Below are 14,850 nucleotides of genomic sequence, written 5' to 3' on the forward strand. Positions count from 1 at the left end.
GCTCCAACGTCTGTACGCGGCCGGCGACTGGCCGTCCGCGGGTCCGGTGTCTTAAGAAGAAACGGCGGGCGGGGAGGCCCAACCTTGAGCGGCAGATAGGCCTCGCATCATCATGAGCCAAATGATAGTTTGGCACGAACACCATGACTGAAATTCATCTTCGCAATCTCGACCTCAACCTGCTGCGGGTGTTCATGGCCCTCCTGGAGGAGCAGAGCGCGACGCGCGCGGGCGAGCGGCTGGGCCTGACCCAGTCGGCGGTCAGCCACTCGCTGGGCCGGCTGCGCCTGGCCCTGGGCGACGACCTGTTCGTGCGCGGCGCGGCGGGCCTGCAGGCGACCCCGCGCGCCCTGGAGATCAGTCAGCCGGTGCGCGCGGCGCTGAAGCTCCTGGAAGAAGCCGTGGCGCCGGCCCGCTTCGACCCGGCCACGACCGAACGGGTCTTCAATGTGGCGGCCAGCGCCTATGCCTGCTCGGTGCTGATGCCCGGGGTCGTGCGCCGGCTGCTGGACGAGGCGCCAGGCGCCAAGCTGCATCTGTTGGCCCCCAGTCCGAACCTGGCCGAGGACCTCGACCGCGGCTGGCTGGACATGGTGATCGGCGGCTTCGACCACGTCGCCGGCCGCTTCACCCACACCCCGCTGTTCGAGGACACCGGCGTCTGGGTGGTCCGCGCCGGGCACCCCGTCCTGTCGAAGCCGATCTCGGACAAGGTGTTGGCCAAGCTGCCGCGCCTGCTGATCTCAAGTCCCGACGCCCCGCGCACGGACCGGCGCGGAGTCGATCTCCAGCGCATCGCCAACTGGAGCGAGTCCTACGCCCTGGGCGGCGTCACCCTGCGCGAGGTCGAAGGTCCGATCAGCGTGCCCGATCCCTATTCGGCCCTGGTCATGGTCGGCGAGACCGACGTCGCGGCGCTGATGCCGCGGCGACTGGCCATGCTGGCGCAGGAGGCCGGCCGCGTGGTGGTGATCGAGTCGACCGGCGAGGCGCCGCCCTTCACCATCGGCGCGGTCGTGCGCGGGGGCGAGGGCGGCTCGGTCGAGTGGCTGCTGCGGCTGATCTGCGAAGTCGCAGCCGCCCTCTAGGCGCGCGCCGGAACTTTCGCCACAGCCCGCGCCTTGAGATGCATCAAGGCGGCCGCCTCTCGTTGGGGCAGGCTGATGGCGGAGGACGCGGACATGACCCTCGACACATCCGGCCCGGCCGACCGGGCGAACGAAGCGGCGCTGGAATTGTCTGCGCTTTGGGACTGCGGCGCGAACGCCTACGGCGCCTATTTCGCCGCTCTCATGGGCGCGCGATCGCCGTACGACCTGATCAGCGCCAATGCGGTGCTGGCCGCCGACCTGCTCGAGATCGGCGGCCTGGCGTCAGCGGCGATGCTGCGGCGCGGGGGCGTGCGGGCCCCGGGGTTGAATGCCTAGGACGCCTTGGCCGGCTTGGCCTTCACCGGCGGCGGCGCCGAGGTGGTCAGGCTGGAGATCTGGCACTTCGAGCCGTCGACCAGGATCTGGCCGAACTTGTCGAGCGAGCCGACGCCCTTGGTCACGAAGCCGACCTTAAGGGCGCTGTCGAGACCCCAGCACTTGCCCATCAGTTCGGCGCGATACCACTGCCGATCCTGCCCCTGGATCCACAGCGCCTTGTCGCCGTCGGGCCTGAAGTCGCGGATGCCGACGCTGTCGGCGAACGGAATGCTCGCCTCGACGCCGAGCGCACGCTCAGCCTTGGCGGAAACCGCCGCCTGGGCGCCAGCCGCGCCGCTCATCAACAGGAGGCCGCCGACCGCGGCGGTGAGGAAGGCTTTCATGTCACCGACCCCTTTCATTGGTGGGTTCAATCGATGACCGGAGCCTAAAGGCTCCGCTTTGAAGCGACCCTGAGCAGGGCGTTCAGCCGCCGTTCATTCCGCGGTCAGCATTCGACCACATTCACCGCCAGACCGCCCAGCGAGGTCTCCTTGTAGATCTCGCTCATATCCTCGCCGGTGCGCTTCATGGTGGCGATCACCTTGTCCAGGCTGACGGTGTGCTGTCCGTCGCCCAGCAGGGCCAGACGGGAGGCGTCGATGGCCTTTACCGCCCCCATGGCGTTGCGTTCGATGCAGGGAATCTGCACCAGCCCGCCGATCGGGTCGCAGGTGAGGCCCAGGTTATGCTCCATGGCGATCTCGGCGGCGTTTTCGATCTGCGCGTTCGTGCCGCCCAGCGCCGCGGTCAGGCCGGCCGCGGCCATCGAGCAGGCCACGCCCACCTCGCCCTGGCAGCCGACCTCCGCCCCCGATATCGAGGCGTTGCGCTTGTAGAGCGCGCCGATCGCCGCTGCGGTCAGCAGGAAGGTGCGCCGTCCCTCCGGCCCGCCGCGATGGAAGCGGTCGTAATAGCGCAGCACCGCCGGCAGCAGCCCGGCCGCCCCGTTGGTCGGCGCCGTCACCACGCGTCCGCCCGAGGCGTTCTCTTCGTTCACCGCCAGGGCCCAGAGATTGACCCAATCCAGCGCCGCCAGCGGGTCCGAGATGTTGCGCTCGACCTTGGCCATCAGCTCGGTGTGAATCTGCTTGGCGCGGCGGCGCACCTTCAGCCCGCCTGGCAGGCAGCCTTCCTGACGCAGGCCGCGATCTATGCAGGCCTCCATGGCCGCGAAAATGGTGTCCAGCCCGGCGTTCACCTCCGCCGCGCTCCGCACCGCCGTCTCGTTGGCGAACATCAGCTCGGCGATGGTGACAGCCGCGGTGTCCGCCTGCTCCAGCAGCTCCGCGCCCGACGCGAACGGATAGGGCTCGGCGACCTCGCGCGCGGGGCCGGCGTTGGCGGCCACCTCCGCCTCGTCGGCGACAAATCCTCCGCCCACGGAGAAATAGAGCTTCTCGTCCAGCTGCGCCTCGCCGTCATAGGCGCGGAAAGCCAGGGCGTTTGGGTGCTGCGGCAGGCGCGTGCGCCCTTCCCAGAGGATGTCCCGCGCCTCGTCGAAGTCGATCTGGGGTCCCTGCGCGCCCAGCTGAAGCCGCCCGCTCGCACGGATTGTCTCCAGGGCCGCCTCAGCCGCGTCGGGATCGATGGTGGCGGGCATGAAGCCGGCCAGGCCCAGGATCACCGCCCGGTCCGTGGCGTGGCCGCGGCCGGTCAGAGCCAGGGACGCATAGAGCGCGACCTCCACCCGCGTGACCCTGGCCAGCAGGCCCGCGTGGGTCAGCCGCTCCAGAAAACGGCCGCCCGCGGTCATGGGGCCCATGGTGTGCGAGCTCGACGGCCCCACGCCCAACTTGAAAAGATCGAACACGCTCGCCATGGCCCGTAGGTACGTCATTGCCCGAAGCCCGCCAAGGTGGGGCATGAGCTTGCAAAGTCGAGATCGTGATGTGACGCGGCCAGGGCAGATGCCTACCTGTCAGCCATGAGCAGCACTCTTGTCACGCGCCTGGCGGTTCCCGGCGACATTCCAGCCCTGAAACGCTTGATGGCCCGGTCGATCGACGGCCTTCTTCCCGATTTCCTGGAGCCGGCGCAGGTGATCGCCTCGCGCGAGGTGATGGGCCTCGACACCCAGCTCATCGAGGACGCCACCTATTACATGGTGGAGATCGACGGCGCGCCCGCCGGATGTGGGGGTTGGAGCCGCCGCGCCACCCTGTTCGGCGGCGACCACTCGGCGGGGCGCGATGCGGCCCTGCTGGACCCTGCGAGCGACCCCGCCCGCGTGCGGGCCATGTACACCGACCCGGACTTCGTGCGCCGCGGCGTCGGACGCGCCATCCTCGACATCTGCGAGGCCGCGGCCGCCGCCGAGGGCTTCAGCCGCTGCGAGATGGCGGCGACCCTGGCAGGCGAGCCGCTCTATGCGGCCTGCGGCTACCACCGCATCGAACCGTTCGAGGCGGAGACCTCGACCGGCGTGCGCGTGCCGCTGGTGCGGATGGGCAAGGCGATTTGAGGTTCCGTCCGCCGCAAGTTTGATCATCGCGCGGAATCCCAGCGCCGCCGCCCGGCCTCGACTTGCCGCCGGCGCGCGCCGGGCGCGCCCTCTCCCCCTTGGTGGACGACATGGGGGATTGGGAGATGGGGATCAGTCGGCGCCTGTTGCTGCAGCGCATCGGGGCGAGCGGAGGCTACGGGGCGGCCTATTCGGCTATGCGCGCGCTCGGCCTGCTGGGCGCCTTCGCTGGGACCGCGCCTCCCGCCCTCGCGGCCGATGCGGGCGCCGGCAAACGAGTGGTCGTCCTGGGCGGCGGCATCGCCGGCCTCGTCAGCGCCTACGAACTGGAGCGGGCCGGGTTTTCGGTCACCCTGCTGGAGGCGCGCGAGCGGCTGGGCGGTCGCAACTGGACCCTGCGCGACGGTTCCAAGGTCGAGATGGTCGGCGAGGACACTCAGACCGTCGCCTTCTCGGATGGCCTTTACATGAACGCCGGTCCGGCGCGGATCCCAAGCCACCACGAGGGGCTGCTCTCCTATTGCCGCAAGCTGGACGTGCCGCTGGAGGTCGAGATCAATTCCAGCCGCAGCGCCTATTTCTGGGCCGAGGGCGCCGGCCGTCTGCAGATGCGCCAGGGCGTCAACGACACCCGCGGCTACCTCTCCGAACTGTTGGCCAAGGCGGTCAGCCGCGGCGCGCTCGACCAGGACCTGAGTGTGGAGGACAAGGAGAAGCTGCTGCCGTTCCTGCGCCAGTACGGCGATCTGGCCCCCGACATGTCCTTCAAGGGCACCGAACGGTCAGGCCTGGCCCAGCCGCCGGGAGCCGCCGACCAGTTCGCGCGCGCACGCGCGCCAGCGGCCTTCCGCGACCTGATCGGCCACCCGCAGATCGGATCGACCCTGTTCGAGGACAACATCAACATGCAGGCGACGATGTTCCAGCCCGTCGGCGGCATGGACCGGATCGTCGCCGGCTTCGAGCGCGCCATCGCCAGCCCGCTCGTGCGCGGCGCCGAGGTCACCCGGATTCGCACCCAGGGCGGCCGCGGCGTGCAGATCGCCTATCGCGACCGCGCAAGCGGGGCCGCCCGCCGGGTCGAGGCCGACTACGCGATCATCACCATTCCGCTGGCGCTGCTGGCCAGGATCGACAACGACTTCGACAAGGAGGTGCAGGCGGCCATCGCCTCGGTCCCCAACGACTTCTCCAACAAGATAGGCTTCGACGCCCCGCGCTTCTGGGAGAAGGAGCAGATCTATGGCGGCCTGTCGTTTGTCGGCGGAGAGACGGGCCTCGTCTGGTACCCGTCCAACGGCCTGCACTCGCCGCGCGGCATGCTGCTGGCCTGCTACGGCTCGGGTCCGCGCGCCGAGGCGTTCGCCCGCCGACCGTTGCCGGAGCAGGTCGCCATGGCCCGCCACGTCGTCGGGCGGCTGCACCCCGGCCACGAGGCCGACCTCACGAACCCCGTGGTCGTCAACTGGAGCAAGATCCCCTTCAACCTCGGCCCCTGGCCGCGTTGGGGCGAGCGCGGCGGCGCCCAGGAGGGGCATTTCGATTCCCGCGAGTACCGGCTGCTGAACCGGCCGCACGGACCGGCGTACTTCGCGGGCGCGCACCTCAGCCAGACGCCTGGCTGGCAGGAGGGAGCAGTCTGTTCCGCCCAGCGGACCATCGCCGCCCTCGCCGCCCAGGTTCGCGACAGATCGCTCACCGGGGGTTGATCCGCCCGCCCGATATCCCGTCCTATGGCCGCCTCATCGAAGGGACTGTTCCGACATGCGTAAGCTCATCCTCGCCACGGCCGCGCTCGGCCTCCTCGCCTCGCCCGCCGCCGCCCAGGTCAAGCGCATCGGCGCCCCGACCTCGCCGATCCTCCAGGCCGCCGTGGTGCCGGCCGGGACCGACATCATGTACGTCAGCGGCATCACGCCCCCGGCCCTGAACGCCGGCGCGCCGGCCGGCACGCCCCAGGAGTTCGGCGACACCAAGACCCAGACCATCGGCGTGCTGAAGCGCATCGAGGACATCCTGAAGGCCGAGGGCCTGACCCACGGCGACGTCTTCATGATGCGCGTGCTGCTGGTCGGCGACCCGGCCAAGGGCGGCAAGATGGATTTCGCGGGCATGATGGAGGGCTACAACCAGTTCTACGGAACCGCCGCCCAGCCCAACAAGACCGCCCGCATCACCAGCCAGGTCGCCGCCCTGGTCGCCCCCGGCATGATGGTCGAGATCGAGGTCCAGGCCGCCAAGCCGAAGAAATAGGACTTCCAGGAGATGGGCGGCCGCGAATCTTTTGCGCCGCCCTATCCAGCCTGGACGGCGGTTGGTACGACCGGTCCTGTAGGTGAGACCGGCATCGTAGACGTGCAGCTCATCGCCCATTCCCCGGCGAGGAAACCGTGACCGACCGCGCAGGACCGCCCACCGCCTTCACCCCGCCGACCACCCCGGCCCTGGTCGTGCGCCGCGCGGCCCTGGAGCGGAACCTGGCGGCGATGCAGGCCGCCTGCGACGGCGCCGGCGTGCGGCTGCGCGCCCACGGCAAGATGCACAAGTGCTCGACCCTGGCCCTGCGCCAGCTCGCCCTCGGCGCGGCCGGCCTCTGCTGCCAGACGGTGGGCGAAGCCCAGGCCTACGCTGCGGCGGGCGCGGACGACCTGCTGATCACCTCGCCGCCCGCCCCCTGGGGCGCGGAGAAGATCGCCGCCATCGCCGCGGCCGGAACCCGCATCAGCGTCGTCGCCGACGATGAAGGCCAGATCGCCCGCCTGTCGGCCGCGGCCCAGGCGGCCGGAACCATCGTCGGTCTGGTGATCGACATCGACCTCGGCACCCATCGCACCGGCGTGCCGCCGCAGCAGGTCGCTGCCCTCGCCCGCATCGCGGCCGATGCTCCGGGGCTCGATTATCGCGGGATCCAGGCCTATCTCGGCCACATCCAGCACCTGGCCGACCTCGACGCCCGCCGCGGCGCCCTGGCGGTGGCGACCCAGCGGCTGGGCGCCCTGGTCGGCGAGCTGACCGCCGCGGACCTGGCGCCTCAGCTTGTCACCGGCGGCGGCACCGGCACCTACCAGCAGGACCTGGCCGGCGGCGTCTTCAACGAGATCCAGGCCGGCTCCTACGTCTTCATGGACGTCGAGTACGAGGACTGCGGCGCGGCCGACGGCCAGCCCTGGCCGTTCGAGCAGGCCCTGTTCATCGCCGCCAGCGTCGTTTCCGCACGCCACAAGACCCACGTGGTCTGCGACGCAGGCCTGAAGGCCCATTCCGTCGACGGGCCGCCCGCCCGCGTCGTGGCCGGCGCGCCACAGGGCGCACGCTGGCGGCCGATGGGCGACGAACACGCCGCCATCTTCCATCCCGCCATGATGGGCGTGCTGAAGGCCGCAGGCGCCGACTTCGCGGGCGGGATCACCGCCGCCGACGAGGACGCGACGCTCACCTGGCCCGCCGACGCCCCCAAGGTCGGCGACGTCGTCTGGCTTCAGCCGGGCCACATCGACCCGACGATCAACCTCTACGACGCCCTGCTGGTGGTGGACGAAGACGGCGCCTGCGAGACCTGGCCCGTCGACGCCCGCCGCAGCTCGCGGTGAGCGCGGACAGGTCCGGGCTTCGGCTGCGCCGAAACCGGGATGACACCTTCGGGAGCGCGGAAACTTGACCTTGCCTCGGCGCGTCCGCTGGCCTCTGTTGCGGCGAATCGAACTCCGCCGCCCATGAGGACGCCATGAAGACCCGCGCCGCCGTCGCCTTCGAAGCCAAGAAGCCGCTGGAGATCGTCGAGGTCGATCTGGAAGGTCCCAAGGCGTTCGAGGTGCTGGTCGAGATCAAGGCGACGGGGATCTGCCACACCGACGCCTACACCCTGGATGGGCTGGACTCGGAAGGCATCTTCCCCTCGATCCTGGGCCACGAGGGCGCCGGCGTGGTGGTCGAGGTCGGCCCCGGCGTCACCAGCGTGAAGCCGGGGGACCACGTGATCCCGCTCTACACGCCCGAATGCCGCCAGTGCAAAAGCTGCCTGAGCCGCAAGACCAACCTCTGCACCGCCATCCGCGGCACTCAAGGCAAGGGGCTGATGCCCGACGGCACCAGCCGCTTTTCCTACAAGGGCCAGGCGATCGCCCACTACATGGGCTGCTCGACCTTCTCGAACTACACGGTCCTGCCGGAGATCGCGGTGGCCAAGATCCGGTCCGACGCCCCCTTCGACAAGGCCTGCTACATCGGCTGCGGCGTCACCACCGGGGTCGGCGCCGTGGTCAACACCGCGGGCGTCGAGCCGGGGTCGAACTGCATCGTCTTCGGCCTCGGCGGCATCGGCCTGAACGTGATCCAGGGCCTGAAGATGGTGGGCGCGGACATGATCGTCGGCGTCGATATCAACCCCGACCGCGAGGCTTGGGGCAAGAAGTTCGGCATGACCCACTTCGTCAATCCGAACGACATCGGCGGCGCCGACATCGTCCAGCATCTGGTCGCCCTGACCGACGGCGGCGCCGACTACACCTTCGACTGCACCGGCAACACCACCGTCATGCGCCAGGCGCTGGAAGCCTGCCATCGCGGCTGGGGCGAGAGCGTGATCATCGGCGTGGCCGAGGCCGGCAAGGAGATCGCCACCCGCCCGTTCCAGCTGGTCACCGGCCGTGTCTGGCGCGGCTCGGCCTTTGGCGGCGCGCGCGGGCGCACCGACGTGCCGAAGATCGTCGACTGGTACATGAACGGGAAGATCCAGATCGACCCGATGATCACCCACGTCATGCCGCTCGAAGACATCAACAAGGCCTTCGACCTGATGCACGCCGGCGAGAGCATCCGCAGCGTCGTGGTGTTCTAGGACGCCCCGCCCCTAGGGCAGCCAGGTCGCCAAGGAGCGGTCGATCTGGCCGTCTCCGAAATAAATGGTGTGATGCACGCTCTCGCCGCTGCCCTTGTCCAGGGTCGATCCGGCGGCGAGGCGCGCGGCCCGCGTTCCGAACTCGGTCATGGCGCGGGTGTGCACCACCAGGTCGTTCTTCTCCTGGAACAGCCGGTTGGTCACCCGGTCCAGCAGAGCCTGGGCTAGCTCCTTCGAAATGCCCTTCGAGGGCTCGAACTTCGGCTTGAAGTCGGACGTCACCGCCCGGTAGCTGGCCAGGCGATCGAGCCCGCCCTGGGCGGTGTTCAGCGCCTTGACCAGCGGGCTGCCAGGCCGCATGGCCGCCAGGCCCGGGACTTTGCGGTCGGTGATCGCCACTTCCGAGAACGCCTGCACGAAGCGCCCCAGGGTCTTGACGCCGATCACCGCCATCGGCGACAGCGCCACGCCGCCCGCCACCGCCGCCACCCGCGCCCCGGCCAGCAGCAGGTTGGTGTAGACCTCGGTCAGGGCCTCCCAGTTCTTCGGTTCGGCCAGGTTGGTGCCGCCGTTGGTGCAGGCCACGAACACCGCCTTGCCCAGCTTGATGTCCGGCCGCTCGGTCGCCAGCAGCTGCTCGGCGAAGGCGCGATAGACCAGGCCGCCGCGGCTGTAGGACACCGCGTCGATCTGCGAGCCCGGCGGCAGGCCCCAGGCGATCAGCCCGTCCAGCATGTCGCGGGCGTTCTCTTCCGGCGTGCGGGCCAGGGTCTTGTGGTCGAAGCCGACCACCGCGTCATAGGCGCCCCGCGCCTTGGTCAGGAAAGCGTTCCCGTCGGCGCTGCGCGTCAGGTCGCCATAGCTGCCGGCGGTGGTCGAGAAGGTGCCATGCACCATCAGCAGGATCTTGGCCGGCCGCCCGGCCGACAGGGTCGGGGCCGGCGCGCCGCCAGGGGTCCAACTGGCCAGGCCCCCGGCCATGTTGACCATGCCCAGCGCCATGTCGCCCTCGATCTTGTCGACCGCGACCTTGATCGCCGCCCCGGCCGCGAACTTCAGCACATAGGCGCGCACCGGCTCGACCATCTTGTCGATCAGCCAGTTGAAGATTGGTCCGCGCCGCAGCGAGTCGATGCCGAAGCCCAGCGCCTGGGACGGGCGGCGCGAGGCGAGGGTGAAGGTCAGGGTCCGCCCGCTGTCCGCCGCCAACGCTAGGCCCCCCTGGGCGTCCGGGAAGCCCCAGCCGAACACCCCGCCCTCGCCTTCCAGCAGGACCACCGCGCCCTGCCCCTTGGCCACCTCGACCTTGACCTGGGCCGGCGCGGAGGTCGTCGCGGTCAGGGTCACGCCCGGCTTGCGCCTCAGGTCCATTTGCGCGGCCAGGGTGAAACCCGCCCCCTGCAGCGCCGCGCCCAGCTCGTCCTGGTCCGCCGCCAGGCCGAAGGGCCGCCCCGCCGCCGGCGTGATCCGCCGCACCTGCACCCGCTCGGCGGTCTCCACGACCACGCCGCCGCCCAAGTCGACCTCGGCCATGCCGGCCTCCCTCCCTGCGATGAGTCATCATCGGCGCGCCACGCAGGATTGTTAAGCCGAAATTCTCGCGAGCCGAGCGCGATTAACTATGCGCGCATGAGTTGACTGACGGCGAAGCCCGGCGCTTCATCTGCCCGGGCGACAGGAGGGCGGCATGAGTTCCGACTATCCGACTCCGGCGGTGCGCCGGTTCCGCGTCTATGCTTTCGATCCCCTGGCCTCGACCTCGCTCGACACGGCGGTGGTCAACGACGCGGTCATCGCCCTGCCCTGGGAGGACCCGTGGGAGACGCCGCTGGCGATCGGCCCCAGCGGCGAATACCTGCAGGTCGTCGACTACGACCCGGCTAGCGGCCTCTTCTATCCGCCGCTCGACCCCAACCATCCGAACCTGCTGGCCCAGGACGGCCTGCCGCCGTCCGAGCTGCGGCCCCAGTTCCACCAGCAGATGGTCTACGCCGTGGCGATGAAGACCATCCGCAACTTCGAGCGGGCGCTGGGCCGCAAGGTTCTCTGGTCGGACCTGAAGGGCGGCCGCGACGCCCAGGCCTTCGTGCCCCAGCTGCGCGTGCACCCGCATGGCCTGCGCGAGCGCAACGCCTATTACAGCCCCGAGAAGAAGGCGCTGATGTTCGGTTACTTCAAGTCGGGCGGCGGAACCTCGGGCCTGCCGGACGGCTGGGTGTTCACCTGCCTGTCGCACGACATCATCGCTCACGAGACCACCCACGCCATCCTCGACGGCGTGCACCGGCGGTTCATCGAGTCCACCAGCCTCGACACTCTCGCCTTCCATGAGGCCTTCGCCGACATCGTCGCCCTGCTGCAGCATTTCACCATGCCCGAGGTGGTGGCCCAGCAGCTGGCCCAGGTGCGCGGGCGCCTGCGTAGCCGCAACCTGCTGACGGGCCTGGCCCGGCAGTTCGGCGACGCCACCGGCCGGGCCGGCGCCCTGCGCGAGGGCATCGATCAGGCCTCGGCGGCGGGCCCGGCCTATGCCGACACCACCGAGCCGCACGCCCGCGGCGCATTCCTGGTGGCGGCGGTGTTCGACGCCTTCGTCACCATCTTCGAGCGCCGCACCGCCGACCTGGTCCGCCTGGCCACCGCCCAGCAGACCGCCCTGGGCGAGGAGCTGCACCCCGACCTCGTCAAGCGCCTGACCCAGGAGGCGATCAAGGCCGCCGACCATGTGCTGCGCATCTGCGTGCGCTCGCTCGACTACGTGCCGCCCATCGACATCCGCTTCGGCGAGTTCCTGCGCGCCATGATCACCGCCGACGCCGACCTAGTGCCGGACGACCCGCTGCACTACCGCCTGGCCATTGCAGAAGCCTTCCGGCGGCGCGGCATCTTCCCCAAGGGCTGCCTGTCTCTGGCCCCCGACAGCCTGATGTGGGAGGCGCCGGCCCTGCATGAGCGCCAGTTCGACCAGACCAACTTCGCCGACCTGCTCAACAAGCTGGACCTGTCCTCGCGCTATCGCCGCCAGGAGATCTGGGAGCAGGCCCGCGCCAACCAGGCCGTCGTCCACGCCTGGCTGAACGAGCCCGACGACCTGACCCGCGAATGGGACAACCTGCTGGGCGTGACGCTCGCCTCCGACGCGCCGGCGACCATCGCCCGCAGCAAGGCCGGCGCGCCGGTGGTCGAGGTCCATTCGGTCCGCATCGCCCGCCGCGCCGGGCCGGACGGCCAGGACGTGCGCCAACTGGTGATCGAGGTGGCCCAGCGCCGCCGCGCCTTCTTCTCGGCGCAGGACCAGGCGGCGGCCGACGCCGGCGGCGGCGATCCCAAGGCGCGCGACTTCTGGTTCCGCGGCGGCTCCACCGTGCTGGTCGACCTGCGCGACGGCCAGGTGCGCTTCGCCATCCGCAAGCGGATCAACGACGAGCGCCGGCTGGAGGATCAGCGCGCCTTCCTGCTGGCCGCGGCCGAGCGCGACCCGTCCCGCACCTATTTCGGCGACCGCTCCTCGGGCGAGCCCTTCGCCTTCCTGCACAGGGGATAGCCGTGGCCAAGCCGCCCAAGACCCGTGTCACCGTCCGCATGTACCGCAACCTGCTGGGCGACTGCTTCCTGGTGCGGATCGCCGCCAAGGAGGCGGTCAGCCACATCCTGATCGACTGCGGAATCCTCCAGAACGTCGAGGGCGACAAGGCCCTGATGCAGGCCGTCGCCGCCGACGTCGCCAAGACGGTCAAGAACCGCCTCGACCTGCTGGTGGTGACTCACGAGCACCACGACCACATCTCGGGCTTCGCCCATGCGCGCGACGTCTTCTTCGACCCGGCCTTCAAGATCGACAATCTCTGGATGGCCTGGACCGAGAACGAGGAGGATCCCCAGGCCAAGGCGCTGAACGCACGCTTCGACCGCACAAAGCAGGCCCTGGCGTTCGCCCTCGACCGCGGCCAGGCCCTGGCCGCCGCCGGCACGCCCGGCGTGCACGACGTGCTGTCGGGGCTGGAGAACTTCATCGGCCCGCTGGCGGCGGCTGGGTCGGACCTCGCCCTCGATCCGGCCGGCGGGCGGATGACCGGCAAGGTCGTGATGCGGCGGCTGAAGGAAAAGACCCGGCAGGACGGCGGGACCGTCAGCTTCCTCGAGCCGGGCCAGGTGCTGACCACCCCCGGCGCCGCGGGCCTGACCGCCTATGTGCTGGGCCCGCCGCGCAAGGAGGCGCGGCTGTTCCAGGACCTGCCCAGCGACGGCGACCACGGCAAGGAGACCTATCTCGACCGCTTCGGCGCCGCCGACCAGCTGCTGAGCGCCCAGGACGGCGCCTGGGAGGACGGCGTGCCCGAGCGCCCCTTCGCCCCGCGCCACGGCTTCACGCCAGATCAGGTCAACGGCGCCGAGCCGCTGCCGATCAAGGACGCCGAGGCCTTGAAAGAAGCCCACATCCAGACCGCCTGGCTGCGGGATAACTACTACCGCGCGCCCGACTGGCGGCGGATCGACGGCGAATGGCTGGGCGTGGCCGGCGCCCTGGCCATGAAGCTCGACAGCGACACCAACAACACCAGCCTGGTGCTGGCGCTGGAGGCGCCGAACGGCGAGGTGCTGCTGTTCGCCGCCGACGCCCAGGTCGGCAACTGGCTCTCCTGGCACGACCAGAGCTACGGCCCCGAGCAGCGCCCGGCCGCCGACATCCTGCGCCAGGTGGTGCTCTACAAGGTCGGCCATCACGCCAGCCACAACGCCACCCTGCGCGACCAGGGTCTGGAGCTGATGAGCGACGCCGACCTCACCGCCATGATCCCGGTGGTCGAGACCATCGCCCGGGCCCAGGGTTCGAAGGGCTGGAACATGCCCTATCCGCCGCTGCTGGAGCGGCTCATTACCCTGACCGCCGGCCGCGTCCTGCGCGGCGACGCCCCCACCGACGAGAGCAAGTTCAAGCACGGCCGCGTGCGCACCCACCCCGACGGGCTCTATGTCGAATACGATGCGGTGATCTGACCGCCCGGCGCGGGTTTGGCCTGGACCTGCCGCACGAAACCCCGCAACCCGGTGACGACGCATAGACCGGGAGCTGCGCCATGACCGTCGAGATCCTCGCCACCCACCGCACCCAGGGCGGGACCCTGACCTATCGCCGCCACTCCAGCGCGGCGACCCGCACCCCGATGCGCTTCTCGGTCTTCACGCCCGACGGCCCCGGCCCGTTCCCGGCCCTGGTCTGGCTCTCGGGGCTCACCTGCACCGAGGACAACTTCACCACCAAGGCCGGCGCCTACGCCGCGGCCGCCGCCCACGGCGTGGTCATCGTCGCGCCCGACACCAGCCCGCGCGGCGAAGGCGTCGCCGACGACCCGGCCTACGACCTCGGCCAAGGCGCCGGCTTCTATGTCGACGCCACGCAAGATCCGTGGGCCGAGCATTTCCAGATGGAGAGCTACATCACCCGCGACCTGCTGGCCGCCCTGGCGAACAGCGCGCCGGTCGACATGGCCCGCGTGGGGATCTTCGGCCACTCCATGGGCGGCCACGGCGCCCTGACCCTTGCCCTGCGCCACCCGGACCTCTTCAGGTCGGTCTCGGCCTTCGCCCCGATCGTCTCCCCGACCCGCTGCCCCTGGGGACACAAGGCGCTCACCGCCTATCTCGGCCCCGACCAGCGCACCTGGAGCGACCACGACGCCTGCCTGCTGATCGAACGCGGCGAGAGCCGCTTCGCCGACATCCTGATCGACCAGGGAACCGCCGACAGCTTCCTCGAAGGCCAGCTCAAGCCCGAACTCCTCGAAGCCGCCTGCGCCTCAGCCGGCCAGACGCTGACCCTGCGCAGGCAGGAAGGCTACGACCACTCGTATTTCTTCATCGCGAGCTTCGTAGCGGAGCATGTGGCCTGGCATGCGGGGCGGTTGTAGGAAAATCGGACCTACAAAGTGTTCTTATGGAAACGCCCGCAATCCTAGGCTCAGGACCCATTGATGTGATGTGCTCGATCTGATTCAGGCTCTGCAAGGAGACTGGATATGAGCGACCTCTATTGGCTTACGGACGAGCAGATGGCGCGGCTGCAGCCGCACTTCCCCAAG

13 protein-coding genes are annotated in these 14,850 nt (G+C 70.0%); 10 read left to right on the plus strand and 3 right to left on the minus strand.

Annotation, left to right across the window (positions count from 1 at the left end):
• Positions 1–143: 143 nt before the first annotated feature.
• Positions 144–1,088 (plus strand): LysR family transcriptional regulator, encoded by a 945-nt coding sequence (locus ACE3T2_RS08795; protein WP_374656741.1) that lies wholly within the window; start codon positions 144–146, stop codon positions 1,086–1,088.
• A 75-nt stretch (positions 1,089–1,163) separates the two neighbouring features.
• Positions 1,164–1,427 (plus strand): hypothetical protein, encoded by a 264-nt coding sequence (locus tag ACE3T2_RS08800; RefSeq protein WP_374656742.1) that lies wholly within the window; start codon positions 1,164–1,166, stop codon positions 1,425–1,427.
• On the opposite strand, the gene ACE3T2_RS08805 is transcribed toward ACE3T2_RS08800, so the two are convergent.
• Complete coding sequence (locus tag ACE3T2_RS08805; protein ID WP_374656743.1) at positions 1,424–1,813, minus strand: DUF6491 family protein; 390 nt, start codon at positions 1,811–1,813, stop codon at positions 1,424–1,426. The genes ACE3T2_RS08800 and ACE3T2_RS08805 overlap by 4 nt on opposite strands.
• A gap of 104 nt (positions 1,814–1,917) precedes the next feature.
• Positions 1,918–3,291 carry an L-serine ammonia-lyase gene (locus tag ACE3T2_RS08810; protein WP_374656759.1) on the minus strand — a complete coding sequence of 458 codons (1,374 nt, stop codon included), beginning with the start codon at positions 3,289–3,291 and terminating at the stop codon, positions 1,918–1,920.
• A 105-nt stretch (positions 3,292–3,396) separates the two neighbouring features.
• Here ACE3T2_RS08810 and ACE3T2_RS08815 point away from each other — a divergent pair, with 105 nt between their 5' ends.
• The 5 genes from ACE3T2_RS08815 to ACE3T2_RS08835 all read left to right on the plus strand — a co-directional run bounded on the left by ACE3T2_RS08815 (position 3,397) and on the right by ACE3T2_RS08835 (position 8,770).
• Positions 3,397–3,933, plus strand: coding sequence for a GNAT family N-acetyltransferase (locus tag ACE3T2_RS08815; RefSeq protein ID WP_374656744.1), 537 nt, complete (start codon positions 3,397–3,399; stop codon positions 3,931–3,933).
• A gap of 110 nt (positions 3,934–4,043) precedes the next feature.
• On the plus strand, positions 4,044–5,642 hold the full coding sequence (locus tag ACE3T2_RS08820; protein ID WP_374656745.1) for a flavin monoamine oxidase family protein: 1,599 nt from the start codon (positions 4,044–4,046) through the stop codon (positions 5,640–5,642).
• Between the two features lie 55 nt (positions 5,643–5,697).
• On the plus strand, positions 5,698–6,186 hold the full coding sequence (locus ACE3T2_RS08825; RefSeq protein WP_374656746.1) for a RidA family protein: 489 nt from the start codon (positions 5,698–5,700) through the stop codon (positions 6,184–6,186).
• 137 nt (positions 6,187–6,323) lie between these two features.
• Entirely contained in the window at positions 6,324–7,523 is a 1,200-nt protein-coding gene (locus ACE3T2_RS08830) for an alanine racemase (RefSeq protein WP_374656747.1), read from the plus strand.
• Positions 7,524–7,657: 134 nt separating this feature from the next.
• The gene (locus ACE3T2_RS08835; protein WP_374656748.1) at positions 7,658–8,770 is read left to right on the plus strand and encodes an S-(hydroxymethyl)glutathione dehydrogenase/class III alcohol dehydrogenase; all 1,113 of its coding nucleotides are present in this window, start codon (positions 7,658–7,660) and stop codon (positions 8,768–8,770) included.
• A 12-nt stretch (positions 8,771–8,782) separates the two neighbouring features.
• Here the strand turns inward: ACE3T2_RS08835 and ACE3T2_RS08840 are convergent, their stop codons facing one another.
• Positions 8,783–10,303 (minus strand): hypothetical protein, encoded by a 1,521-nt coding sequence (locus ACE3T2_RS08840; RefSeq protein WP_374656749.1) that lies wholly within the window; start codon positions 10,301–10,303, stop codon positions 8,783–8,785.
• Between the two features lie 154 nt (positions 10,304–10,457).
• Between ACE3T2_RS08840 and ACE3T2_RS08845 the strand changes: the two genes are divergently transcribed.
• The 3 genes from ACE3T2_RS08845 to fghA all read left to right on the plus strand — a co-directional run bounded on the left by ACE3T2_RS08845 (position 10,458) and on the right by fghA (position 14,679).
• Positions 10,458–12,314 (plus strand): hypothetical protein, encoded by a 1,857-nt coding sequence (locus ACE3T2_RS08845; RefSeq protein ID WP_374656750.1) that lies wholly within the window; start codon positions 10,458–10,460, stop codon positions 12,312–12,314.
• A 2-nt stretch (positions 12,315–12,316) separates the two neighbouring features.
• On the plus strand, positions 12,317–13,768 hold the full coding sequence (locus ACE3T2_RS08850; RefSeq protein WP_374656751.1) for an MBL fold metallo-hydrolase: 1,452 nt from the start codon (positions 12,317–12,319) through the stop codon (positions 13,766–13,768).
• 80 nt (positions 13,769–13,848) lie between these two features.
• On the plus strand, positions 13,849–14,679 hold the full coding sequence (fghA, locus tag ACE3T2_RS08855) for an S-formylglutathione hydrolase (RefSeq protein ID WP_374656752.1): 831 nt from the start codon (positions 13,849–13,851) through the stop codon (positions 14,677–14,679).
• The last annotated feature ends 171 nt before the right edge of the window (positions 14,680–14,850 follow it).

Origin of the sequence: Phenylobacterium sp. (assembly GCF_041919955.1) — a bacterium.
Taxonomy (GTDB): domain Bacteria; phylum Pseudomonadota; class Alphaproteobacteria; order Caulobacterales; family Caulobacteraceae; genus Phenylobacterium.

Coding starts and splice junctions, on each gene's coding strand:
- ACE3T2_RS08795 (WP_374656741.1), top strand. CDS start 144: ATGACTGAAATTCATCTTCGCAATCTCGACCTCAACCTGCTGCGGGTG.
- ACE3T2_RS08800 (WP_374656742.1), top strand. CDS start 1,164: ATGGCGGAGGACGCGGACATGACCCTCGACACATCCGGCCCGGCCGAC.
- ACE3T2_RS08805 (WP_374656743.1), bottom strand. CDS start 1,813: ATGAAAGCCTTCCTCACCGCCGCGGTCGGCGGCCTCCTGTTGATGAGC.
- ACE3T2_RS08810 (WP_374656759.1), bottom strand. CDS start 3,291: ATGGCGAGCGTGTTCGATCTTTTCAAGTTGGGCGTGGGGCCGTCGAGC.
- ACE3T2_RS08815 (WP_374656744.1), top strand. CDS start 3,397: ATGAGCAGCACTCTTGTCACGCGCCTGGCGGTTCCCGGCGACATTCCA.
- ACE3T2_RS08820 (WP_374656745.1), top strand. CDS start 4,044: ATGGGGGATTGGGAGATGGGGATCAGTCGGCGCCTGTTGCTGCAGCGC.
- ACE3T2_RS08825 (WP_374656746.1), top strand. CDS start 5,698: ATGCGTAAGCTCATCCTCGCCACGGCCGCGCTCGGCCTCCTCGCCTCG.
- ACE3T2_RS08835 (WP_374656748.1), top strand. CDS start 7,658: ATGAAGACCCGCGCCGCCGTCGCCTTCGAAGCCAAGAAGCCGCTGGAG.
- ACE3T2_RS08840 (WP_374656749.1), bottom strand. CDS start 10,303: ATGGCCGAGGTCGACTTGGGCGGCGGCGTGGTCGTGGAGACCGCCGAG.
- ACE3T2_RS08845 (WP_374656750.1), top strand. CDS start 10,458: ATGAGTTCCGACTATCCGACTCCGGCGGTGCGCCGGTTCCGCGTCTAT.
- fghA (WP_374656752.1), top strand. CDS start 13,849: ATGACCGTCGAGATCCTCGCCACCCACCGCACCCAGGGCGGGACCCTG.